The following is a 21259-nucleotide window of genomic DNA, read 5'->3' on the forward strand; positions in this document are numbered from 1 at the left end:
AAAAATAACTTGGAAAACCACTACCATGACTGACCTTTCCCACCCCGCCCCGCAGTTTTCGCCCCGCGATGCCGAACACCTGGCCGAACAGCTTTTCAATGTCAGCGCGAGCGCCTCGCCTCTGGATGGCGAGCGAGACTGCAACTACCGGTTGAAGACCGCCAGCGATGCGGGATGGATCCTGAAGGTCGTCAACGCCAGCGAGCCGCGCATTGAAAGCGAGCTGCAGGCCGCCCTCCTCAGCCACCTGGCCAGCACCTGCCCCGAGCTGGCCGTACCACAGCTGAAAAAGACCCTTGCCGGTGATTGCCTCGCCTCGGCCGTGGCGCCCTGCGGCGCAACCCACGCGGTGCGCCTGGTGAGCTGGTTGCCCGGCACACCGCTGGCCGAAGTTCCGCGCACCTTCGAACTGATGCGCCACCTGGGCCAGTCGTTCGCCGACATGGACCTTGCCCTGCAGGGCTTCATGCATCCCGGCGCGGTGCGCGACCTGGACTGGGACTTGCGGCACGCCGGGCGTTCGCGAGCCCGCCTGCACTTCATCAAGGACCCCGGCAGACGAGGGATTGCGCAGCGCTTCATTGAGACGTTCGAACAACAGGTGGCACCGACGCTGGCGCGGCTGCGCGCCCAGGTCATTCACAACGACGGCAATGACTGGAACATCCTCGTCGACCCACAGAACCACCAGCAGGTCTCGGGCATCATCGATTTTGGCGATGCCGTGCACACGGTGCTGATTGCCGAAGTCGCCATCACCTGCGCCTACGCCATTCTCGACACGCCAGACCCCATCGGCGCGGCGGCCGCCCTCACCGGCGCTTTCCACGAGCGCTACCCGTTGCAGCCGCAAGAGCTGGATGTGCTGTTCAATCTGATTGCCATGCGCCTGGTGATCAGCGTCACCTTGTCGGCCTCGCGCCACGAACAGACCCAGGACAACCCCTACCTGGCCATCAGCGAAGCCCCGGCCTGGCGCCTGCTGGAAAAGATGGATCGCATGAACCCGCGCCTGGCCACGGCAATCCTGCGCAAAGCCTGCGGTTATGACGCCATAGAAGGTGCCGGGGCGATTCGCCGCTGGGTGGATGAAAACCGCCGGTCCTTTGCAGAGATCGTGCATCCATCGGCGGCGACCCTGAACAAGGCCATTGTGCCGTTCGCCGACGCTGCCCACGAAATGACCATCGCTTCCGCCGCGCAGCGCCCGGCAGAAGCGACGAAATGGTGGAACGATTTCTCCGCCGAGCATCAAGTGCCGCTGGGCATCGGCCCCTGGGGCGAAGCCAGGACCATCTACACCGACAGCGCCTTTGAATCGCGCTTCATTGAAGGACAGCGCCGGATCATCCACCTGGGTGTCGACTTGATCATGCCGGCCGGAACGCCGCTGTACACGCCGCTTGCCGGTGTGGTGCAGAGCGTCGAGGTCGAGCCTGAACCGCTGGGCTACGGCGGTTTGATCATGCTCAAGCACTCGCCTGAAGGCTGCCCGCCCTTCCTGACCCTGTGGGGGCACATGGCCCACGAAGCGCTGACCCGCCTCAAACCCGGGGACCACCTTGAAGCCGGCGCGCTGGTGGGCTACATGGGCGCGGACACGGAAAATGGCGGCTGGCTGCCCCATGTGCATTTCCAGATGTCCACCGACACCCAGTTGCAAGCCAGCGAGTTCATCGGCGTCGGTGAGTGCGCCTATCTTGAGGTGTGGGCCGACCTGTTCCCGGATGCCTCGACCCTGGCCGGAATTCCTCCGGAAACCTATAGCCAGGAAGGCAGGAGCAAAGCGCAGATCGTGGCCAAGCGTAAGCAACTGCTGCTGCCCAACTTGTCGATTTCCTACTCGGACCCGATCAAGTTCGTGCGCGGCGATGGGGTCTGGTTGATCGACAACTTCGGCCGGGCCTATCTGGACTGCTTCAACAACGTCTGCCATCTCGGCCACTGCCATCCCGATGTGGTGCAGGCCCTTGCACGCCAGGCTTCACGCCTGAACACCAACACCCGCTACCTGCACGACAACATCGTCGAGTATGCCGAGCGACTCACGGCGACCCTGCCCAAGGGCCTGGCCGTCGCCTCCTTCGGCTGTTCCGGCAGTGAAGCCAACAGCCTGATGCTGCGCATGGCGCGCAATCACACCGGGCGCAACGACGCCATCGTGCTGGATTGGGCCTACCACGGCACCACCCAGGAGCTGATTGACCTGAGCCCCTACAAGTACAAGCGCAAGGCCGGTAAGGGCCGTGCAGAGCACGTATTCGAGGCGGCCGTGCCGGACGTTTACCGCGCAGCGGATGACTGGCCATTCGAGGAGTTGGGCAAGCGTTTCGCGCAGAGTGTCGCCGAGCAGATCGACAGCATGCGCCAGCAGGGCCGGGCCCCGGCGTTCTTTTTAGCGGAGTCGATTCCCAGTGTCGCCGGGCAGCTGTTTTTCCCGGAAAACTACTTGCAGGAGGTCTATGCCATGGTTCGCGCCGAGGGCGGGCTGTGCCTGGCCGATGAGGTCCAGGTCGGCTTTGGCCGGGTGGGCAGCCACTGGTGGGCCTTTGAAACCCAGGGCGTGGTGCCCGATGCGGTGTCCATGGGCAAGCCCATTGGCAACGGCCACCCGATGTCGGCGGTGGTGACCACCCGCGAAATAGCCGACAGCTTCAACAACGGCATGGAGTACTTCAATACCTTCGCCGGCAGCCCGGTTTCATGTGCCGTGGGGCTCAGCGTTCTCGATGTGATTGAGCGCGACAACCTGAAACTCAACGCACTGACGGTGGGCAACTACCTGCTCGATGGCTTTCGCACACTGCAGCAACGCTACGCGGTCATTGGCGATGTACGCGGGCTGGGGCTGTTCCTCGGGATCGAACTGGTCACCGATCGCCAGAGCAAGGCTCCGGCCACGCAACTGGCGAAAAAGGTTGCCGATGGCGCCCGGGAACGCGGCGTTCTGATCGGCACCGAAGGCCCCCATGACAACGTGTTGAAAATGCGCCCGTCGATGATTTTCAGCCACAAGAACGCCGACTTGCTGCTGGAGGTGCTGGACGAAAGCTTCAAGGCAGCCCTGCAGTAGAGCGCCGGGATCGGCGCACGAGTGACAGCCTGCGTGCCTGGCCGACATAGTGTCGGCCAACTCCGGCAATGTGTCCGGCTGGCGGACACCTTGCCGGGTGCTTTCCAGAACGGCCTATGCAAAGCTTTTCCCGAGGCCTGGGTGAAGAGCCCAAACAACAATAATTAATAATTCTTCAAAGGTGCCATCCAATGCTAACCAGAACGCTCAAGTGTCTGTTTGCTGCATCCACCGTCGCGGCCGCGGCGCTCCTGTGCCCTTTAGCCGCTCAGGCTGATGACTTGCAATCGATCCAGGCATCCAAAGAGATTCGCATCGCCATGAGCGGGCAGTACTCGCCCTTCAGCTTTGCCAACGAGCAGAACCAGATCGTCGGCTTCGACGCCTCCATCAGCGAAGCCCTGGCCCAACGGCTCGGGGTGAAAGTCAGCATCGTCACCACCCCCTTCGACGGAATAATCGCCGGGCTCCTGGCAAAAAAATACGACGCCATCATCGCCTCTATGACCATTACCCCGGAGCGCCAGAAGGCCGTGGACTTCGTCGGCCCCTACTACCACGCCGGCCGCACCATCGTGGTGAAAGAGGATTCGCCGATCAACAGCCTGGATGACCTGAAGGATGTGAAGGTCGGCGTCACCCTGGGCGATGCCCACGACAAATGGGCCAGGGCGCGGGGCAACCTGAAGGTGAAAACCTATAAAGGGCTTCCCGAGATGCTGGTCGACCTGGACGCCGGGCGCCTCGATGCGCTGGTGATGGACAGCGTTCCGGTGCTGGTGGCCGTCAAGGAAACCGGACAGAAAGTCCGCATCATCACCCCACCCCAACAGGATGGCGGCATCGAAGGCATGGGCATTGCGCTGCGCAAGAACAACCCCGAACTCAAGGCCGCGATGCAGCAGGCGCTGAACGACATGCTGGCCGATGGCAGCTACGAAAAGATCTCGATGCAGTGGATTGGCAAGGACATTCGCTGACTCATCTGCAGCCTGGCTCGACCTGGGGTCGGGCCAGTCAATCCGACTTTTCCGAGCCTTCCCATGGATCTGACACTTATACAGCGCACCCTGCCGTTCTTTCTGGAGGCGGCCTGGGTCACGGTGCACGTTTCGCTGCTGGCGCTGCTGCTGGGCTTGCTGGTGGCGGTGGTGCTGGTGGCGGCCCGGCTGTCCGGCTTCTTCATGCTTCGCTGCCTGGCCCGGGTCTACATCAGCGTTTTTCGTGGCACCCCCTGCTTGGTCCAGCTGTTCCTTCTCTACTTTGGCGGCCCGCAGATCGGCCTTGAGCTGGAACCGTTGTCCGCCGGCGTCATCGGCCTGGGCCTGAACATCGCGGCCTACATGGCCGAATCCATTCGTGGCGCAATTAGCAACGTGGACCCCGGCCAGGTCGAGGCGGCGCGTTCAATCGGTTTCGGCAAGGGCCAGACCCTGTGGCTGATTACCCTCCCGCAAACCGCCAAGTTGATGATCAGGCCACTGGGGGTCAATGCGGTCGCGCTGATCAAAGGCTCGGCCCTGGTGTCGACCATCTCCGTGGTCGAGCTTTCCTATACCGCGCAGCGTTTCATCAGCTCCACGTACAAGCCATTCGAGATCTTCACGGTGTCGGCCATTTTGTACATCGCCATGGTCTACACGGTCAGGCTGATGGTGGACCTCCTCGATAAACGCTTCGCGGCCAAGTGAGACGCCCCCATGCCAAGCCTCGACCTGAGTATCGTGACACCCTATTCCGAACTGCTGGCCACCGGGCTCTGGTGGACCCTCGTCCTGTTCCTCAGCGCCAGTGTGTTGAGCCTGATGGCCGGCATCGCCTTTGCCCTGATCGTGCTCTACACCCCGAAACTGGTCTCCCTGCCCATACGTTTCCTGACCTGGCTACTGATGGGCACGCCCCTGCTGCTGCAGCTGTACGTGATCTATTACGGCCTGGTGCAAGTGGGGATCGATATCCCGGCCCTCGCGGCCGGCATCATCGGCCTGAGCCTGCATTTTGCGGTCTACAACGCCGACGTGATTCGTGCCGGAGTCCTGTCGGTCGACCCCGGGCAGATTGAAGGCGCGCGCTCCATTGGCCTGAGCCGCAGCCAGGCGCAACGCTACGTGGTGGTGCCACAGGCACTGCGCAATACCCTGGCCCCGCTGGGCAACAACCTGATCGTCCTGCTCAAGGACACCTCCCTGGTGTCGATCATCGGCATTGCCGAGCTGGTCTACAGCGCCCAGCGCGCCGTGAGCGAAACCTACAGCCCGTTCGAATTCTATCTGGCCGTCGCGGTGATCTATTACGCGGTCAATCTTGTTCTGGAAGCCGGCCTGCACCTGCTTGAAACCAAGGTAGAGATGTCACGATGACCACAGAAAAGTTCATGGTTGAAGTCAAGGGCGCGCGCAAGGCGTATGGCGCCCTAGAAGTGCTCAAAGGCATCGATCTGTCTGTCTCGCGCGGACAGATCATCGCCATCATCGGGCCCAGCGGTTCGGGTAAAAGCACCCTGCTGCGCTCCATCAACCACCTGGAAGTGCTGAACGAGGGGGAGATCTGGCTGGAGGGCGAACACGTCAACCGCCCCTTGAAAGGTCGCGCATTCGAACAGCACATCAACAGCGTGCGCCAGCAGATGGGCATGGTGTTCCAGCACTTCAATCTGTTCCCGCACCTGACCGTGCATGAAAACATCGCCCTCGGGCCGATCAAGCTCAAAGGGCTGAACAAAGCCGCGGCCCATGAGCTGGCCATGGAGTACTTGTCCAAGGTGGGCCTGGCCAGCAAGTTCGACGAGTACCCTTCCCGCCTGTCCGGCGGACAGAAACAGCGCGTGGCCATTGCCCGGGCCCTGGCGATGCGCCCCAAGGTCATGCTGTTCGATGAAGCCACCTCGGCGCTGGACCCGGAGCTGGTGGAAGAGGTCAACCAGGTCATGAAGCAACTGGCCGCCGAGCACATGACCATGTTGATCGTCACCCACGAAATGCGCTTTGCCGGTGAAGTGGCGGACCGGATCATCTTCATGGACGGCGGCGTGGTGGTCGAGGAAGGCGCGCCACGGGAGATCCTGCAAAACCCGACCCACGAACGCACCCGGTCGTTCCTGAAAAAGCATTTGCACGCCTAGCAAGGCTGCGCTCGCGCGGGCCGCAGGTGCTGTTGCATCACACGCAGCAGCGCTGCCTTGGCAGCCAGGGGGCCCCGCCCCCTACGCGCCATCATTCGTAGCTCAGGGTGAAGGTCAATGAAGCCGCCAACTGCCCCTTGCCGATGCTGCGTTCGCTCAGGGCATCGGGAAGCGCCTTGAGGTAGGCAAGAAAGGTGACCGACTGCTTGCCGTCCTGGCTGACCCGGCCAATGGAATGCGCGCGTCCCAGGGGCAAGGGCTGCGTCGCTGCATCCTCCAGGCCAATCACCAGGCCTTGCGGACTGCCGCTGTCGAGCTCCAGAAAGCCCGGTATCTGCGCACTTTCATGGCCGCTCAAGGTCGCCTTGACCTCGGTCCTGCCGGCGCTGGCATCACAGTCGATCAGGTTCAGGACAACGGCCTTGCTCGCGGTTCTGCCGTCGCGATAGAGCTCCTGAAGGCCCACATCCTCGAAGTCCAGCGTCCGGGTTTCCGAGCCAGGCTCCAGGGTACAGGTCTGATCCATCAGCTGGCCGCTGAAAAAGACGTTGTCCGCCGCCACTGCCGGGGCGCTGAAACCATCCGCCAGCCAGGCACAACACAGGCACAGACAGCCGTTGAGCAATTGCTTCATGACTTCACCTAATACAGCTCGACCAGCAACAGTCCGGAAGCATTGAACTCGCTCAACGCAAGCTGCGCTCCCACCTTCTTCACCGGCACCGCCTCGAATGCCGGAGGTTTCTGCAAACTGTCGAGGCTGATCTGCCGAGGTTCGTTGAGGACCAGTTCCCGCTCCCCCAGCAACAGCTTGATGGCCAAGCCATTGACCGAGGTGCGCAGCAACGCCGGGTTGAAATCCGCCACCGAGCCCTTGAAGGTCAGGCGCATCTTCCAGGTCGAGTCTTGCGATACCAGCCCCGGACACTTGATCTGATAGGGAATCGGCTGACGATAGTGCTCGCCATCGATCTTGCGCAGCTGCACGTTGCCGAACGACACCCTGATCGGCGCGTCCTTGTCGCTGACCGTGCATTGAGGAGGCGCGATCAATACCCCGAAGAACGCCATATCCGCCGCCGCCCGGCCCAAACCCGGCAACCCGAGCAGCAAGAGGCCGCAGACCAGAGCCTGGCACCCGCCTTTCCTTCGCCACCAGCGTTCCATGAACACCTCCGCCCCCCTGCCCTTGCCGGCCCCCAACTGCGCTCCCGTCCCGGGCCGCGCTGCCAACCTTGCGCCCAGCCACCGAGCCAGGGGCACAACGACCCCGAGCGCGCCCGATGGTCTCAAGCCAGCCTCAGCTCGCATCGGCCACCGGCCTGGCCACGCACTGCCCCGCCGTGCAGCGGAATTCCAGTTGCGGCCGACCGCCGAAATCGTTGACGTACGTCAGCACTGGCGCGTTGCCCAGGGTCCGGGCGCTGACGCTCAGCGCCTGGCGCCCCCAGGGCGCCAGCATCACCGGCTGGAAGTCTGGAACGGATGCGCCGCCTACGCGGACCTGGGCATCAACCAGGGTCACGTAGTAGGCCGTCGGGTTATGGGCTACGTAGCGCTCCCCTTCGCGGGACAGCGTCAGTTGCTCCTGCCAGGGAAGCTGATTCTGTCCGCTGTCCCTGACGATGGCCTCGGGACGATAGAACAGCTTGATCCGCGTCTGCAGGGCAATCTGCAAGGCGTTGGGCTTGTCGGTGCGCGGCGGGATCTCACGCAAGTTGAAGTAGAACAGCGACTCCCGGTCCTGGGGCAACTGCCCTGCCTGTGCCAGCTTCCGGATCCTCACCTGACTCCGGGATCCGGCTTCGAGCCGTTGCACCGGAGGCAGCACGGCCAAGGGGCCGCTGATCTTCTCCTCCTTGTCGTTTTCGAGCCAGGCCTGGGCCAGGTACGGCAGTTGGGGATTCTGGTTGCTGATGCCCACGCTCACCGATTTCTCGCGGCCATTGAAGATGATTCGGGTACGGTCCAGGGCGATGGCAGCGTGTACCGACTCCAGAGCCAACAGGCTCAGGCCGATGACAAGTAGGCTTTTTTTCAGGTCGAACCATGGCATGGAGGCCACTCCTTATAACTTGTTGCTGGGGGATTGGGTTTCGTGGACCGCTACAGGCCCGCAGACAAATTGCACTTGCTGGTCATCCGCGCTGACCTGCTCCGTCAGGATGAAATCGCATTGGGCCTTGCCGTCCCACTGCACCGACATCAGGTCACCGACCTGCATGCCACTGAGGTAAACCAGGCCATCCTCGCCAATGATTCCGGTTTCCTGGCCCCGCGCGTTGTACACGCCGCTGCCAAAGGGCGGCGTGGTCGCGTCGGGCAGGACGATGCGGACCATGCCCTTGCTCCCGGAAACGATGTCGAAACGGCGATAGCCAATCGCACCCTCGGTCAGCGTGGCCTGGGCCACCGAGCGCCCGGCTTCCACATCGTCAGCCAGTTGATCCAGGTTGATGCTTGCCTGATTGCGGTAGTAGCTGTTCATGTCAGCCACCACCGCCTTGCCGAAGCGATTGGAATAGGTGCTGGCGCCATTGCCCCGCACCGGCACCCCGGCCACGCCATTGGTATCGAGCAGCAGGCGGGTGCCGCCCAGGGTGGTGATCCGGTGCAGCGCCGCCCCTTCGGCGGTCAGGGTCGCCCCGCCCTGCACTGACAGACCGGCGGAACGATAGCGTCCGGCCTGATAGCTGGCGCTGGCGGTGACATCGGCCAGGCTGCCCTCGTGGTTCAGGTAGCCGCTGGCCGTGTTGCCCTCGCTGGCGGTGCCGGCGCTGAGCATGTAGCTGTTGCGCTCATCCGGACGGTCGTAATAGCTCAAGTTGTGACCGCTGCTGCCACGGTTGAGCGTGGCGTTGTAACTGAGAGAGCCGCTGTCGCCCCAGGGAAGGCTCAGCGAGACATAGGCGCCTTCATCGACCGCGCCATGGCTCTGGCTGCGATAGGCGGTCAGCGACAGGCCCAGGTTCTTCAGCCCGCCCAGGTTGAAATAACGAGACAGCGACAGGCTGTAGCGGTCGCTCGGCGCATTGTTCCAGTAGGTCTGGTGGTTGTAGTTGAGGTACAGGCTCAGGTTCTGGTCACGAAAACTCTTGCTCAGTGTCGCGGTGTACATTTCCTTGCTCTGATTGTTCAGCCGGCCACGGCGACGAGCCTCGATAAAGTCGTTCATGGTCATGAAGTCTTCCTCGGAGAAGCGATAACCGGCGAACGTCACCTGGCTGTCGTAATCCTCGAAGCGCTTCGAATAGCTGGCGCGATAGGACTTGCCCTGGCGCTGGCCGATTTCAGCCAGGCGGGCATTGGATTGAGTCACGTCAACCGCCAGGGCGCCGAAGGCCATCAGGTCACGACCCACGCCCACGGCCAGCGCGCGATAGTCACGCGCCCCCAGGCCTCCGCCGTACAGCGACCAGCCATTGCTCACGCCCCAGGAGAATTCGCCGCTGGCGAATTCCGGACCATCGGGCTCGTGCTCCCAGTCCGAAGGCCGGCCGGCGGACACTTTGTAGCGCACCGTGCCGGGGCGGCTGAGGTAGGGAATGCTCGCCGTGTCCAGCTGGAACTCCTGAACGCTGCCGTCCTGCTCCTCAATGCGCACATCCAGCTTGCCGCTCACCGCATCGCTCAGGTCCTGGATGCGAAAGGGCCCCGCCGGCACTTGGGTGTCATACAGAATGCGCCCCTGCTGCGTGACCAGCACCCGCGCATTGGTCCGTGCCACGCCACTGACTTCCGGCGCATAGCCGCGCAGGTTGGGGGGCAGCATGTTGTCGCTGGTGGCCAGACTGGCACCGGTGTAGCGCACGCTGCCGAACAGGTTGGAGTCCAGGTAGTTTTCTCCCAGGCTGAGGTGGGCGCGCAACTCGGGAATCGCCCGTGAGGCGTAGTAGCGGCTCCAGGCGAATTGCCGCTGGCCAGGCTTGCCGGAGGTCTTGTGCATCTGCCCTTGCCAATCGGCCCGCAGGCGCCAGGCGCCGAGGTTGAAACCGGTCGTGCCGTTACCCGTCAACTGCTTGTCGCTGGCCTGAGGCCCGGCGTAATCCGTGGTCTGGGCATTGAGGTTGTAGTCAAATAAAAATCCGCCAATGCCCTCATCCCAGCGCGAAGGCGGGTCCCAGTTGCTTGCGCTGTATTCAAGGGCGTCCTGGGGAATGTTCAGGTACAAGGCCGAGGCGCCCAGGTCGCCACGCACCGTCATGCCGGGAATGCTGCTGATATCCAGACAATTGCCTTGGTGCCACCAGGCAAGTTGCTTGATCCGTTGTTTTTTCAGACCCAACTGCGCCACCAGTTCGGGAGAGATGCAGGCCACACTGCCCTTGGGGTCATCTTCCGGCGCCAAGTAGTTCACGACCGTTTCCGGCAACGAATCGCGATTCACATGAACGACCAGGCTGTATTGCCCCGGCAAAATGAAGTTAGCCTTGGCAAACAAGCCGAGATCGAGATTCTGTTGATCCTTGAGATCAAGCACGTCCGTATTGAACTGAAACTCTTCGGCGGCACTGGCCAAGCTGGCCATGCACCACAATGTAGTGAAGACCCATACCCGGTGTTGAACCACGTGATTAACTTCCCTTACAACGACAACAACTTCTTTCGTCCGCTTCCTCAAGCCAGCAAACAGCATCGGTCGACCACCGTGCCCAACACTGTCACGAACGAAATCTGAGAGGTCTGAAGGCAACATGAGAGTGCTGAGTACGGATTAACAAGCGTCATGTTCGAGCGCCACGGCAGTGCATGGCCTATCACGTCGAAACAATGAAAATCCGAGAGGACTGGCGGCGACCCCATCGAGAGAAGATCGGCAGTGCGCCTGGAATACGCACACTTGCGTATCCAGGCCGCACCTCACGCAACGTTACTGATAAGCCAGGGTAAAGTTGGCGACGGTATCAAAGGTACCGGCTACCACAGTGGCTGGTTTCGGCTCCCCACCCTCGGTTTCAGGGGCCAGCATGTCGCCTTGCAGGTAGGCGGTGAAGTTCAGTGCGCTTTCACCGTCGGACAGGTTCTGCGGATCGGAAGCGGCACCCAGCTTGATCAGCGAGCCGTTGCGATCAGCGATCGCCAGGCTCGCACCCTTCGCAGTGCCACCCTGGAAGCCCAGGAGATCAGGGTTGGCGGCCGAAGGCGCGCCGGTGAAGGTCACGGTGGCACTTTTCAGCGAGCCCAGGTCGCAGCCGTTGAGCTTGATGGAAAACGGCTTCAAAGCGGACTTCCCGCCATTTTTCAGAGCGCTGTTGGAGATGGAGTCGAACTCCACGACTTGCTCCAAAGAACCGCTGGAAATCGAGCATGGAGAGTCATTGATATTGCCCTTGAAGTTGACCTTTCCACCGCCCTGGCCCGCCGCCATGGCCAACACCGAAGTACCACCGAGTACAACTGCCGCTATAGCTGCCGCCATTTTGCTGAATTTCATTTTAGAATCCCTACTAGTACACATTTGATATATCGGCACTATGCATCACCTGGACAAACTACAAGGTAATATCCATGACATGCCACTTGTCGACCAGACCGCAGCCAACTAGCAAGTGCCGAGAACAAGTATATTTACCAAGCAAAAAAATTAAGATAAGAAAGGTTCGATAAGGGCGTAGGAAAATTCCCAACCAACTTATAGCTTGTCTTAGCACATGTAACGATTGACTCGAAACACACTAAAAGAACACGCGACGTCCTGGCAAACATCAGCCCGAACAGCGTTTGAAAAGTATTGTTTCAAATAGAAATCAATATTCCGTAAGAGTCAGAACACCAAACCCGGAGTGAAGACCGGTCAACATGGGTTTCGAGGTTTTCTGTACTGTCACCTGGATTTCAATCTGTCCAGCCGTTGCCAGTCCATTCAACGGTGTTTGCTGGAATGGCGTTAGTTCGACATAGCTGCCACTGCCTGTACGCGCAAAGAACACCAGATCGATCCCTGGATTTGATGTGGCCAACGCGTTGCTCTGTGCTCCGGGGCTGCCTATCAGACCAAGAGACAGTTTTGCCGGATCAAGCTGACCGGAGTCACAACGAAGAGTCAACTTTCCACCTGCGTTATAGCCATATGCAAAGTTATAGACCCCGATATCTTGAACCTTGCTGCTATCAATGGGTTGTTTCAGCTTCAGAGTCCAAAAGTTATTACCATTGTCATTGAGTTCACAGGTAGCGGGAACGGATAGGATGGTCGGTGCTTTCAACGACAGTGTGTATAACGGTTGAGGGCTCCACTGCCCCGGTCGCGAATAGCGAAAGAACGAAAAAAGCTCGCTGGGCGGAAGATACACTGCCCCGCCGAGGGCCTTGCGTCGAAGACGGAAAGTGACTTTGCCCTGGTTGCCGGCGTTTGCCCAGCGCAACGGCGTGACGCCATTACCGGAAGGCCCGGCAGTGGCGCCCGCATTGAATGCGTCCTTGAAGGGGATGAAGCTTTCCGGCGCACTATTGCCGGTGACGAATATTTTCATATCGATGTCTTCGGTCAGTCTGAAGAACTCATTATCGACCCGGGACAAGGTCTGACTCAGCTCAGCCTTGAAATAGCTGGCGTTCTGCGAGCCGCTTTCCGAATAGCACCAACCGTCGTAGTTGCTGGGAATGGTTTGATAGGTGGTTTCATACAGCGCGCCCTTTTCATTCGACGTGAAAGCGCCGTTCTTTATTTCAATGCTCAGCTGATTATGGCCCCAGCAGGCACCGTCCGGCGTTCCAGGGGGAACAGGCTCAGCCCAGGCCTTGAGCGAAAGAAATGTTGCCGCAAGAGCCCACCGCAACATCGACGGGCAAAGGCTGATCTTGCTTCTTTTATCCAGAGTGGAAATAGCCACAGGGCGCTTACTCCTGAGTAATAACTAGCACGGCACCGGTAGCAAAGGCGCCTGCTTTCAAAACGCTGCCAGGCTTCGCATCCAGCACAGCCTCCAGCGTCGGAGGAGAGGCGTAGTTCACCGAGAACTCTCTGTTGAGGGGGTGTTGCTTGCCATCTACCAGAAAGCGCACGCCAAGATTGCTGAGATTGGTCCACAACACGTCAGAGCTGAAACCGGAAGTACCGACAAACTTCAACTTGAGTGCGGGTGACTGGGAGGAGTTCCTGCAATTGATCCGATAAGGAATTTTTCGCGCACCCTCACGACCATTGACAGCGTCAGTCTTGACCTCGGCAAAATCTATTCTTGTTTGAAGAATATTGACGCTGCAGTTGGCGGGCTCGAAAACTTCAAAGTGCACAAGTACATACAGCCCACCTGGAGTTGCGGCCTGTACGTTTCCCGTCATCGACAGAGCAGACAGACCGATCAGCGCCCCTCCAATCAGACTGACCCGTCTCATGAACGAGTAGCGTTTTTCATGACGGTGCACGAGTCCTCCCGGCAGTCGAAACTGAGTTGCCCACGCCCACCAAAATCATTGATGTAGACCAATGCTGGCTGCTGAACGCCCGGCGCGATCCTGCCTTCAAGGCGATGCGCGCTATAGGGCGGTATTTCCATGGGCTTGAAGTCCGCAACAGGCGATGCCCCGGACGCATCATTGAAGGCCTCGATGATGGTCACATGATAGGGAGTGGCATTGTTAAGCTGAAAACGCCCGCTCTCTTGCCTGGACAAGGTCAAGGCGGACAGCCAGGGACTGGTGATGCCGACGTTGAGCGGGCGTATTCTTTGCGGCCGATAAATGACTTTTATCCGCCGTTGCAGAGCGATCTGAATGCCTTCTTGGTCTTCACTGCGCGGCGGGACTTCACGCACATTGAGATAAAACAATGTTTCGCGGTCCTGGGGCAGATCGGCCACCCGTGGCAGCACCCGTATGTTCAACTGATTGCCCTGCATCGCCTCCAATCGCTGAATTGGCGGCAAGGCAACCACTGGCGAGCGTTCAGGCTTGTGCCCTTGCGCATCCTCGATCCAGGACTGGGCCAGATAAGGGCTATGAGGGGAACGGTTATGCACCATCACCACGGCACGGGTCTGCGGCGCCTGAATGATGACCCGCGAACTGCCGAGCGCCAGTGCTGCGATCGCCTGCGCCTGAAAAAGAGCAAAGAATAACGCAATGAACGTGCGTGGCTTAATCATGATAAAAGTTGCAGTCCAGTTTCTTGATACCGACAAAGTCTATTAAACAGGCAAGGCCTTTATCATTGCGAAACTTCCTACACAACTAAGGAAAGTCTCTGCAACAACTCGGTAACTTGCTTAACAAGATGCACAGCCACCCGGCCGCTCAAACTGAGCGGCCGAGCATCAGCATTGCCGCTTTGCCATCTTTCAGGGAATCAGCCCATGGCGCTTGGCAAACTCCGCCAGGCCGACTTGCGAGCCCAGACCGAGCTTCTGCAACAAACGAGCCTTGTAGGTACTGACGGTCTTGTTGCTGAGAAACAGCTTTTCGCTGATGGCCTTGTTGGAATACCCCTGAGCCAGATACTGCAGCACGATCATTTCCCGATCGGTCAGCGAGCCAATCAGCTCGGTCTCGGACAACTGCTCGGCCGCCGACCTGGACACATCGGTCACCTGGGAAGGATAAAAGGTGTAGCCGGCCAGCACCGCGTTCAGGGCCACCACCAGATTGCTCAGGTCTTCTTCCTTGTTGACGAAGCCTCGAGCGCCAAGCTGGATGCAGCGTTTGCAAAAGCTCTCGACAGACTGCGATGTCAGCACCAATACCTCGGTGGGCAAATCCAGTGCCTTGATCCGGGACAGCACCTTGAGACCATCGAGTTTGGGAATGCCGATATCCAGAATCACCACATCCGGAACATGCTCACGCACCAGCTCTAGCGCATCCAGTCCGTTATCGGTTTCGCCCACCACCTGCATCTCGTGCTTTTCCAGCAGAACCTTCACCGCCAGTCGAACGACGGGATGATCATCCACTATTAATACGCTGTGCATAAATGTCATTTCACCTTAGAACTTGCCGCCGGGCAGCCATTGCGAGCGGGGCAAATTCCCCGGAATCGACCCGAGTTACAAGTGCTGATTGATGATCATTGAAAAAATCAGATGCCCTGATTTTTCAGTAGGAAATTTCCCACAAGGCATGAAGATACATCTAATAGACCCGCCCCAAATGGCTTAAGCAAGATACCCAACGGATAAACGACGCGAGCCAGCAATGCAGCACCTGAACGTTCTAGTTGTGGAAGATGAACCCCTGCAACGCCTGGTCACCCTCACCGCATTAAGGAAAGTGATACCGGGACAGATTCATGAAGCCAGCAGCGGCAGCCAGGCACTGGCGCTGCTGGAAAGTTGTGAAGCCATGGACATTGCCATCTGCGATTTGAAGATGCCCGGCATGGACGGCCTGGCCTTCCTTCGTCTCGCCAGTCACAGCGGCAAACTGCGCTCGGTCATCCTTTGCAGCCAGATTGATCTGGCGCTGCGCAACACCGCCGTGGCCATGATCAAGCGCCTGGGCCTGGATTTTCTTGGAAGCCTGGGCAAACCCTTCAACCTGGAGCGTCTGACCACGTTGCTGAACCGCTACCAGTCCCTACGCCATGATCTGGCCAGCCCGCTCAAGCGCATTGCGCTGCCGAGCCTGAGTGATGTGGTGCGCGGCCTGGACAACGGTGAGTTCGAGCCCTACTACCAACCCAAGGTCACCCTCGATACCGCAATCCTGCAAGGCGCCGAAACCCTGGCGCGCTGGAACCACCCTCAACTGGGCGTGCTGCCGCCGTCACACTTCCTGAACATCATGGAAGAGCACAACCTGCTGGATCGACTGTTCTGGCAATTGTTCGATCAAGGCCTGGCCCTGCGTCGCAAACTGGCGAGAAAGAACCTTGCGCTGAACTTTTCCTTCAACTTGCACCCTTCGCAACTGTCCTCCCCGACGCTGACTGAGTCGGTCACTTCCTTGTTGACGCTCTGCCAGGTGCCTTCAAGTTGCATCACCTTTGAAATCAGCGAAACCTGCGTGATGGAGGCGTCTGCCTACAGCCTGGAAAACCTGGTGCGCCTACGGCTGATGGGCTGCGGTCTGGCCATGGACGACTTCGGCGCCGGCTTCGCTTCCCTGCAGCGTCTCTGCGAACTGCCCGTCAACCAAATCAAGCTGGACGGCAACTTCGTGCGCAAGATGAATCATCACCCGGCAAGCCACGCCATCATCCGCCATACCCTGGCCCTGGGGAGCTCCCTGGGAATGAAAGTGATCATCGAAGGAGTGGAAACCCATGAACAGCAAGAGCAACTGGTGAAGTTGGGGGGCTCGCTTGCCCAGGGTTTTCTATTTGCCCGTCCCATGCCGGAAAGCCACTTCATCGCCTATTGCAACAAGCACTCGAATACCCCGCCAACGACTTAAATTGATAGGCCAAAGCAAGCAGTGCCAGCTAATATTTTCACCCTGTGCCTCCAGAGCTTTCGCCTCAACCAAGCCTCCCCCATTGTTTGAAGACACCATGCCCTTACGACTTATATGGCTACTTATCTGCTGGGTGAGCATCGCGCCTCAGACGGCAGCGGCCCAAGCCCCGCTATTGCCCAATACTCTGTACAGCGCGGTGCGTCTCGATCACCGCGAGCTGGTACTTGAACAAGAGGACTGGCACTGGCTGCGTCAAAAGTCGGAGTTGAAAATCGGCGTGGTCGTACAAGAGTCGCCCCCCTTCAATGTCGACTACAACGACAGTCACTACGAAGGCATTACGGCGGACGTCAGTTCATTGATCGGGCAGATGCTCGGAGTCGGCATCACGGTGGTTCCCTTCGCCACCCGCGAACAGGCCCTACAGGCGCTGCAGGCCTCCTCCATCGACTTGATGGGCAGCTACAACGGCCCCGGGCAATCCAGCGATGCGCTCAGGTTCACCCAACCGTTCGCCGATGGGCGGCTGGCCTTGTTCAAGCGCAACGACGAGTTGCGCCAGTCCCCGGCAAACCTGGCCGGGCTGCGAGTCTCCGTGGTCAAGGAACACAGCGACGAAGCGCAGTCGCGCTTTCCTCGTGCCCACCTGATGATCTATCCCACCCACAACGAAGCCCTGGCCGCTGCTGCATTCGGTCACGCCGACATGTACCTGGACGATGTACTCAGCGCCTACTTCCAGATCAATCGCTCTTACTACGGTTTTCTCAAGTTCGAGCGCTTCGTTGACCTGGCGACGGGTGGCTATGGCTATGCGATCAACAAAGACAACGCCCGTCTTCAGCGCATCCTTGACCGCAGCATCGAGGCCATCGGCAAGGAAAAACTGAACAATCTGAGTCAGCGCTGGGTCGGCAGCGGTTTCGTGCCCACCGGCGAAAAGATTGTGCTGACCCCAGAAGAATCACGCTGGATCGAGCGTCACCCGGTGATACGCCTGATCATCAACGATGACCTGGCCCCCGCGGCATTCTTCGACGCCAACGGGGTGTTCTCCGGAGTCGCGGCCGAACTGCTGGAGATCATCTCGCAGCGCACCGGCCTGCATTTCCAGGTGACGGTGCGCAACGGCAGCTATCCGCAACAGATTGAAGCCATGAGCAACGGCGAGGCGGACATGGCCATCATGACGGCCAGCCCGCAACGCGAGGACAAGCTACGTTTCACCCGGCCCTTCTTGACCAGTCCCTTTGTCCTGATCACCCCCAGTGGCATGCAGGACCAGGTGCTGACAGCAGAAGATCTGGCAGGCAAGCGTGTTGCCGTGCCATCAGGTCACGTGACCCTGCAACATCTGCGCGACCTCTATCCGCGCACGCAACTGATCGAGGCCAGCGCCTCCCTGGATGCCATGAACAAGGTCTATGACGGCAGCGCCGATGCCGCCGTGGTGTCGTTGCCGGCCGCTCGCTACTACATTGTCCGCCTGTTTCACAATCGCCTGAGCATCGCCGACCTGATCCACACCAATCGGGCAACCGCCAGCTTTGCCCTGCGCCGCAGCGACTCGGAGCTGCAGTCCATACTCGACAAGGCCCTGCTCAGTCTTCCGGCGGACGATCTGAACGCCATCGCCAACCACTGGCGCTCACCACCGGGCATGAGTGGCGAAACCTGGCGCGACTATGCGCTGCTGATCGCCGAAATCATCGCCGCCGCGGCACTCCTGCTGGTGCTGACCCTGACCTGGGCCTTCTATCTGCGACGTCGGGTCAAGGCCGAGAAAACCCTGAACGACCAGTTGCGCTTCATCGAGGCCCTGGCCGAAAACATGCCTCCGGTTCTCTACATACGTGACATGGACGGCAACATGCTCTCGTGCAACCGCAGCTACCTGCAGAGTGTCGGCCTGAGCGCCGACCAGGTTCTGCACAAATCCGTGCAACAGCTGCCCGAGGAGCATTTCTCGGCCCAGTCCGACCTGCATCACAGCTACCTGCAAGCGGTGCGCGACGGCCAGACCATCAGCTCGGTGTACCAGGTCAAGTTGCAGGGCAAGGAGGTCTGGATCGATCACTGGATCCAACCCTTCCAGGACAGCAATGGCGTCACCAAAGGCGTTATCTGCGGCTGGCTGGACATCACCAAACATCGCCATCTGGTCCAGGAGTTGAAAGAGGCGAAGAACCTGGCCGACCAGGCCAGTCGCACCAAGACCACGTTCCTGGCCACCATGAGTCATGAAATCCGCACCCCCATGAACGCGATCATCGGCATTCTGGAACTGGCGCTCAAACGGGCCGACAGCGACCGGATTGAGCGCTCCAGCATCGAAATTGCCTACAGCTCTGCCAAGAGCCTGCTGGACCTGATCGGCGATATTCTCGACATCGCCCGCATCGAGTCGGGGCGCCTGAGCCTTTCACCCAAACGCGCCAACCTGCGCGAGCTGGTGGAATCAACAGCCCGAGTGTTCGAAGGCCTGGCGCGACAGAAATGCCTGAGCCTGATCCTCGAAATCGACTCCAGCATCAATTGCGATGTGCTGGTAGACGGCATGCGCTTCAAGCAGATTCTTTCCAACCTGTTGAGCAACGCCATCAAGTTCACCGAGGCCGGTTTCATCAAGGTGAGCATCACCGGCGATCTGCTGGAGCAGTCGTTGCTGCAGGTCAAACTGCGGGTCGAAGACTCGGGAATAGGCATCTCTGCGAGCAACCAGCAGCGCCTGTTCCAACCTTTCGCCCAGGTCGAGCGCAATGTGCTCAATACCGAAGGCACCGGCCTGGGACTGGTGATCTGTCGCTCCCTGAGCGAAATGATGGGCGGCACTGTGACGATGAACAGCACCCTGGGCCAGGGCACCCAGGTGGAAGTGGATCTTCGCCTTCAAGCGCTGGAGCGCCTGGCCGCCGCCGAACCTGTGCCTAACCTTCAGCGACGGCAGATGTACCGCCTGCAGATTCTGGTGGTGGACGATCATCCGGTGAACCGTCAGGTCCTGGGACAGCAACTGGCGTTTCTCGGGCACGACGTAATCGAAGCGAAGAATGGACAGGAGGCACTCAAGCTCTGGCGCGAGCACGCCTTTGACCTGATCATCACCGACTGCCACATGCCCGTCATGAACGGTGCCGAACTGGCCCGCTCGATTCGTCAGGATGAACGCGACAGCCACGACGAACCGATCGTGATCATCGGCCTGACCGCCGACGCCCAGCCCGAGGAAGTGGAGCGTTGCATCCTGGCCGGAATGAATGACTGCCTGATCAAGCCCATCAGCCTGGATGAACTGGAAGCGCGCCTGTTGGCCCTGGGTCAGGTCGAGGAAGAGGAACGCGCGCCCCTGCCGCCGGAAGAACGCGTCAGCAGCCAATCCCCACAGGTATTCGACCTGGAGTCCCTGCATACCCTGGTGGGCAGCGAGCCGACCATGCTGCAACACATCCTCAGTGAACTGCTCAGCAACAATCGCACCGACCTGCAGACCCTGGAGACACTGCTCCGCGACCAAGCAACAGCGGAGCTGTCCGAGTTGGCGCATCGCATCAAGGGGGCTGCGCGAGTCGTCAAGGGCGATCAACTGGTGGAGAGCTGCCGGCAATTGGAAGATGCCTGTCAGAGCCCCGACCTGAACATGCCCCTGGTGAGCGACTGTGTTGAGCAGGTTAAACAGGCCATCGTGACCCTTGAACAGCAGCTGCTTGAGCAGTACGACGGATCGGCACCACTTGCCGGGTGATATCGAGGAGAACGCACGGACTGCCCCGCTTCAGCGGGGCCAAGGTGATTTTCAAAGGCGCTGAACGGTGCTGACCGCGCCAGTGAGTCGACCGCTGCAATGGCAGCAGGCTCGGCCGGCTTGGTGGCCAGGTTTGACTCATTGATCGCGGATTACAAGATGCCCGGTAGCCCCTCAAGAACATAAGCCGCCCCCACTATTGTCCAACCTGCATTGTGTATTAGTCCGGGGTTGTGTTTTGAGCCTTGCGATTAAAACTTCTTATGAACCGATTGCACTATCTTTGTAGTTCTGGCCTAAGTAATGCTGGAGAGATTCTCTCCAGCCATTATTATCTGAGCCCGACAAAAAAATAGAGAATGGCTTAGCTGCGTCCTCCAAGGAATCGATTAAAACTACTAATAAAATCTTTCCTCAGACCCGGCAATATTTTTTTCAGGATCAAAAAGTAAAGATAGATAGGGGTTGGACAATCGCCCTCCTCTTCCCAAACCTCCTCTGTACCATAGCAATAGAGCACACCTCGGATGAAATTTGCAAAATCTTCATCTTCCTTGCGACTTTGCTGCTCCATTTTCCAGAGATCGACAGTGAGCTTCTTTCGAAGTACCTCATCACTTTCGATACGCTCGCGCAAGATGGCCTCTTTCAAGAACGGCACCAACTTTTCCAACTTGCTGGCAGCAATAGATTTTAATTCACCTCTTTGGATAAGACCCATTAGATAACTAGCGTACTCACGCGTCATCTCGCCATAAGAAACATTCGCATCAAGCAACTGCCCCTCCAGATCATCAAACTCTTTAACTTCTATACTATCAATCATTGTGTGGCTCCATCTTCCATTTCTAGCCTACTCATAACTTGTTTACATGACTTACAGAATGCTTCAAAACGCCATCATTCCTGTGCGTCGTTGATCTGCCACCTTTAGTTAGAGCCTTCAACTCATCGACTGTCTTAACGTTGTATTTTTTCGTAATATTGC

Annotated in this window: 17 protein-coding genes; 7 read left to right on the forward strand and 10 right to left on the reverse strand. The window is 59.2% G+C overall.

Annotated elements, in window-relative coordinates; genetic code table 11:
* The first annotated feature begins 25 nt into the window (after positions 1–25).
* The 5 genes from ACMGG8_RS22780 to ACMGG8_RS22800 all read left to right on the forward strand — a co-directional run bounded on the left by ACMGG8_RS22780 (position 26) and on the right by ACMGG8_RS22800 (position 6194).
* Positions 26–3073, forward strand: coding sequence for an aminotransferase class III-fold pyridoxal phosphate-dependent enzyme (locus tag ACMGG8_RS22780; protein ID WP_414158470.1), 3048 nt, complete (start codon positions 26–28; stop codon positions 3071–3073).
* A gap of 191 nt (positions 3074–3264) precedes the next feature.
* Positions 3265–4053: an ABC transporter substrate-binding protein gene (locus ACMGG8_RS22785; RefSeq protein ID WP_129406695.1), complete on the forward strand. Its 789-nt coding sequence runs from the start codon at positions 3265–3267 to the stop codon at positions 4051–4053.
* Between the two features lie 63 nt (positions 4054–4116).
* Positions 4117–4764 (forward strand): amino acid ABC transporter permease, encoded by a 648-nt coding sequence (locus ACMGG8_RS22790; RefSeq protein WP_060838691.1) that lies wholly within the window; start codon positions 4117–4119, stop codon positions 4762–4764.
* A gap of 9 nt (positions 4765–4773) precedes the next feature.
* Entirely contained in the window at positions 4774–5433 is a 660-nt protein-coding gene (locus tag ACMGG8_RS22795; protein ID WP_060843201.1) for an amino acid ABC transporter permease, read from the forward strand.
* Complete coding sequence (locus tag ACMGG8_RS22800) at positions 5430–6194, forward strand: amino acid ABC transporter ATP-binding protein (RefSeq protein WP_414158471.1); 765 nt, start codon at positions 5430–5432, stop codon at positions 6192–6194. Before ACMGG8_RS22795 ends, ACMGG8_RS22800 begins: the two co-directional genes overlap by 4 nt.
* Positions 6195–6285: 91 nt before the next feature.
* Here ACMGG8_RS22800 and ACMGG8_RS22805 read toward each other — a convergent pair whose 3' ends face one another.
* From ACMGG8_RS22805 to ACMGG8_RS22845, 9 genes are all read right to left on the reverse strand, one after another.
* Positions 6286–6828 carry a fimbrial protein gene (locus ACMGG8_RS22805; protein ID WP_414158472.1) on the reverse strand — a complete coding sequence of 181 codons (543 nt, stop codon included), beginning with the start codon at positions 6826–6828 and terminating at the stop codon, positions 6286–6288.
* Between the two features lie 8 nt (positions 6829–6836).
* Positions 6837–7361, reverse strand: a complete 525-nt coding sequence (locus ACMGG8_RS22810) for a fimbrial protein (protein ID WP_159426280.1) — start codon at positions 7359–7361, stop codon at positions 6837–6839.
* 133 nt (positions 7362–7494) lie between these two features.
* Entirely contained in the window at positions 7495–8250 is a 756-nt protein-coding gene (locus ACMGG8_RS22815; RefSeq protein WP_414158473.1) for a fimbria/pilus periplasmic chaperone, read from the reverse strand.
* Between the two features lie 12 nt (positions 8251–8262).
* Positions 8263–10764, reverse strand: a complete 2502-nt coding sequence (locus ACMGG8_RS22820; protein WP_375136232.1) for an outer membrane usher protein — start codon at positions 10762–10764, stop codon at positions 8263–8265.
* Positions 10765–11064: 300 nt separating this feature from the next.
* Entirely contained in the window at positions 11065–11628 is a 564-nt protein-coding gene (locus ACMGG8_RS22825) for a fimbrial protein (protein ID WP_060843196.1), read from the reverse strand.
* A 313-nt stretch (positions 11629–11941) separates the two neighbouring features.
* On the reverse strand, positions 11942–13027 hold the full coding sequence (locus ACMGG8_RS22830; RefSeq protein WP_129406701.1) for a hypothetical protein: 1086 nt from the start codon (positions 13025–13027) through the stop codon (positions 11942–11944).
* Between the two features lie 7 nt (positions 13028–13034).
* Entirely contained in the window at positions 13035–13562 is a 528-nt protein-coding gene (locus tag ACMGG8_RS22835; protein WP_414158474.1) for a hypothetical protein, read from the reverse strand.
* Positions 13529–14281, reverse strand: a complete 753-nt coding sequence (locus ACMGG8_RS22840) for a fimbria/pilus periplasmic chaperone (protein ID WP_414158475.1) — start codon at positions 14279–14281, stop codon at positions 13529–13531. The genes ACMGG8_RS22835 and ACMGG8_RS22840 overlap by 34 nt, the downstream gene beginning before the upstream one ends.
* Positions 14282–14473: 192 nt before the next feature.
* Positions 14474–15103: a response regulator transcription factor gene (locus ACMGG8_RS22845; protein WP_108542886.1), complete on the reverse strand. Its 630-nt coding sequence runs from the start codon at positions 15101–15103 to the stop codon at positions 14474–14476.
* A 223-nt stretch (positions 15104–15326) separates the two neighbouring features.
* Between ACMGG8_RS22845 and ACMGG8_RS22850 the strand changes: the two genes are divergently transcribed.
* Both ACMGG8_RS22850 and ACMGG8_RS22855 read left to right on the forward strand, forming a co-directional pair.
* Entirely contained in the window at positions 15327–16526 is a 1200-nt protein-coding gene (locus tag ACMGG8_RS22850; protein WP_414158476.1) for an EAL domain-containing protein, read from the forward strand.
* A 97-nt stretch (positions 16527–16623) separates the two neighbouring features.
* Entirely contained in the window at positions 16624–20271 is a 3648-nt protein-coding gene (locus ACMGG8_RS22855; RefSeq protein ID WP_414158477.1) for a transporter substrate-binding domain-containing protein, read from the forward strand.
* A 364-nt stretch (positions 20272–20635) separates the two neighbouring features.
* On the opposite strand, the gene ACMGG8_RS22860 is transcribed toward ACMGG8_RS22855, so the two are convergent.
* On the reverse strand, positions 20636–21097 hold the full coding sequence (locus tag ACMGG8_RS22860; protein ID WP_235758496.1) for a hypothetical protein: 462 nt from the start codon (positions 21095–21097) through the stop codon (positions 20636–20638).
* Positions 21098–21259: the final 162 nt, after the last annotated feature.

Origin of the sequence: Pseudomonas sp. BNK-45, from assembly GCF_047456255.1 — a bacterium.
GTDB lineage: Bacteria > Pseudomonadota > Gammaproteobacteria > Pseudomonadales > Pseudomonadaceae > Aquipseudomonas.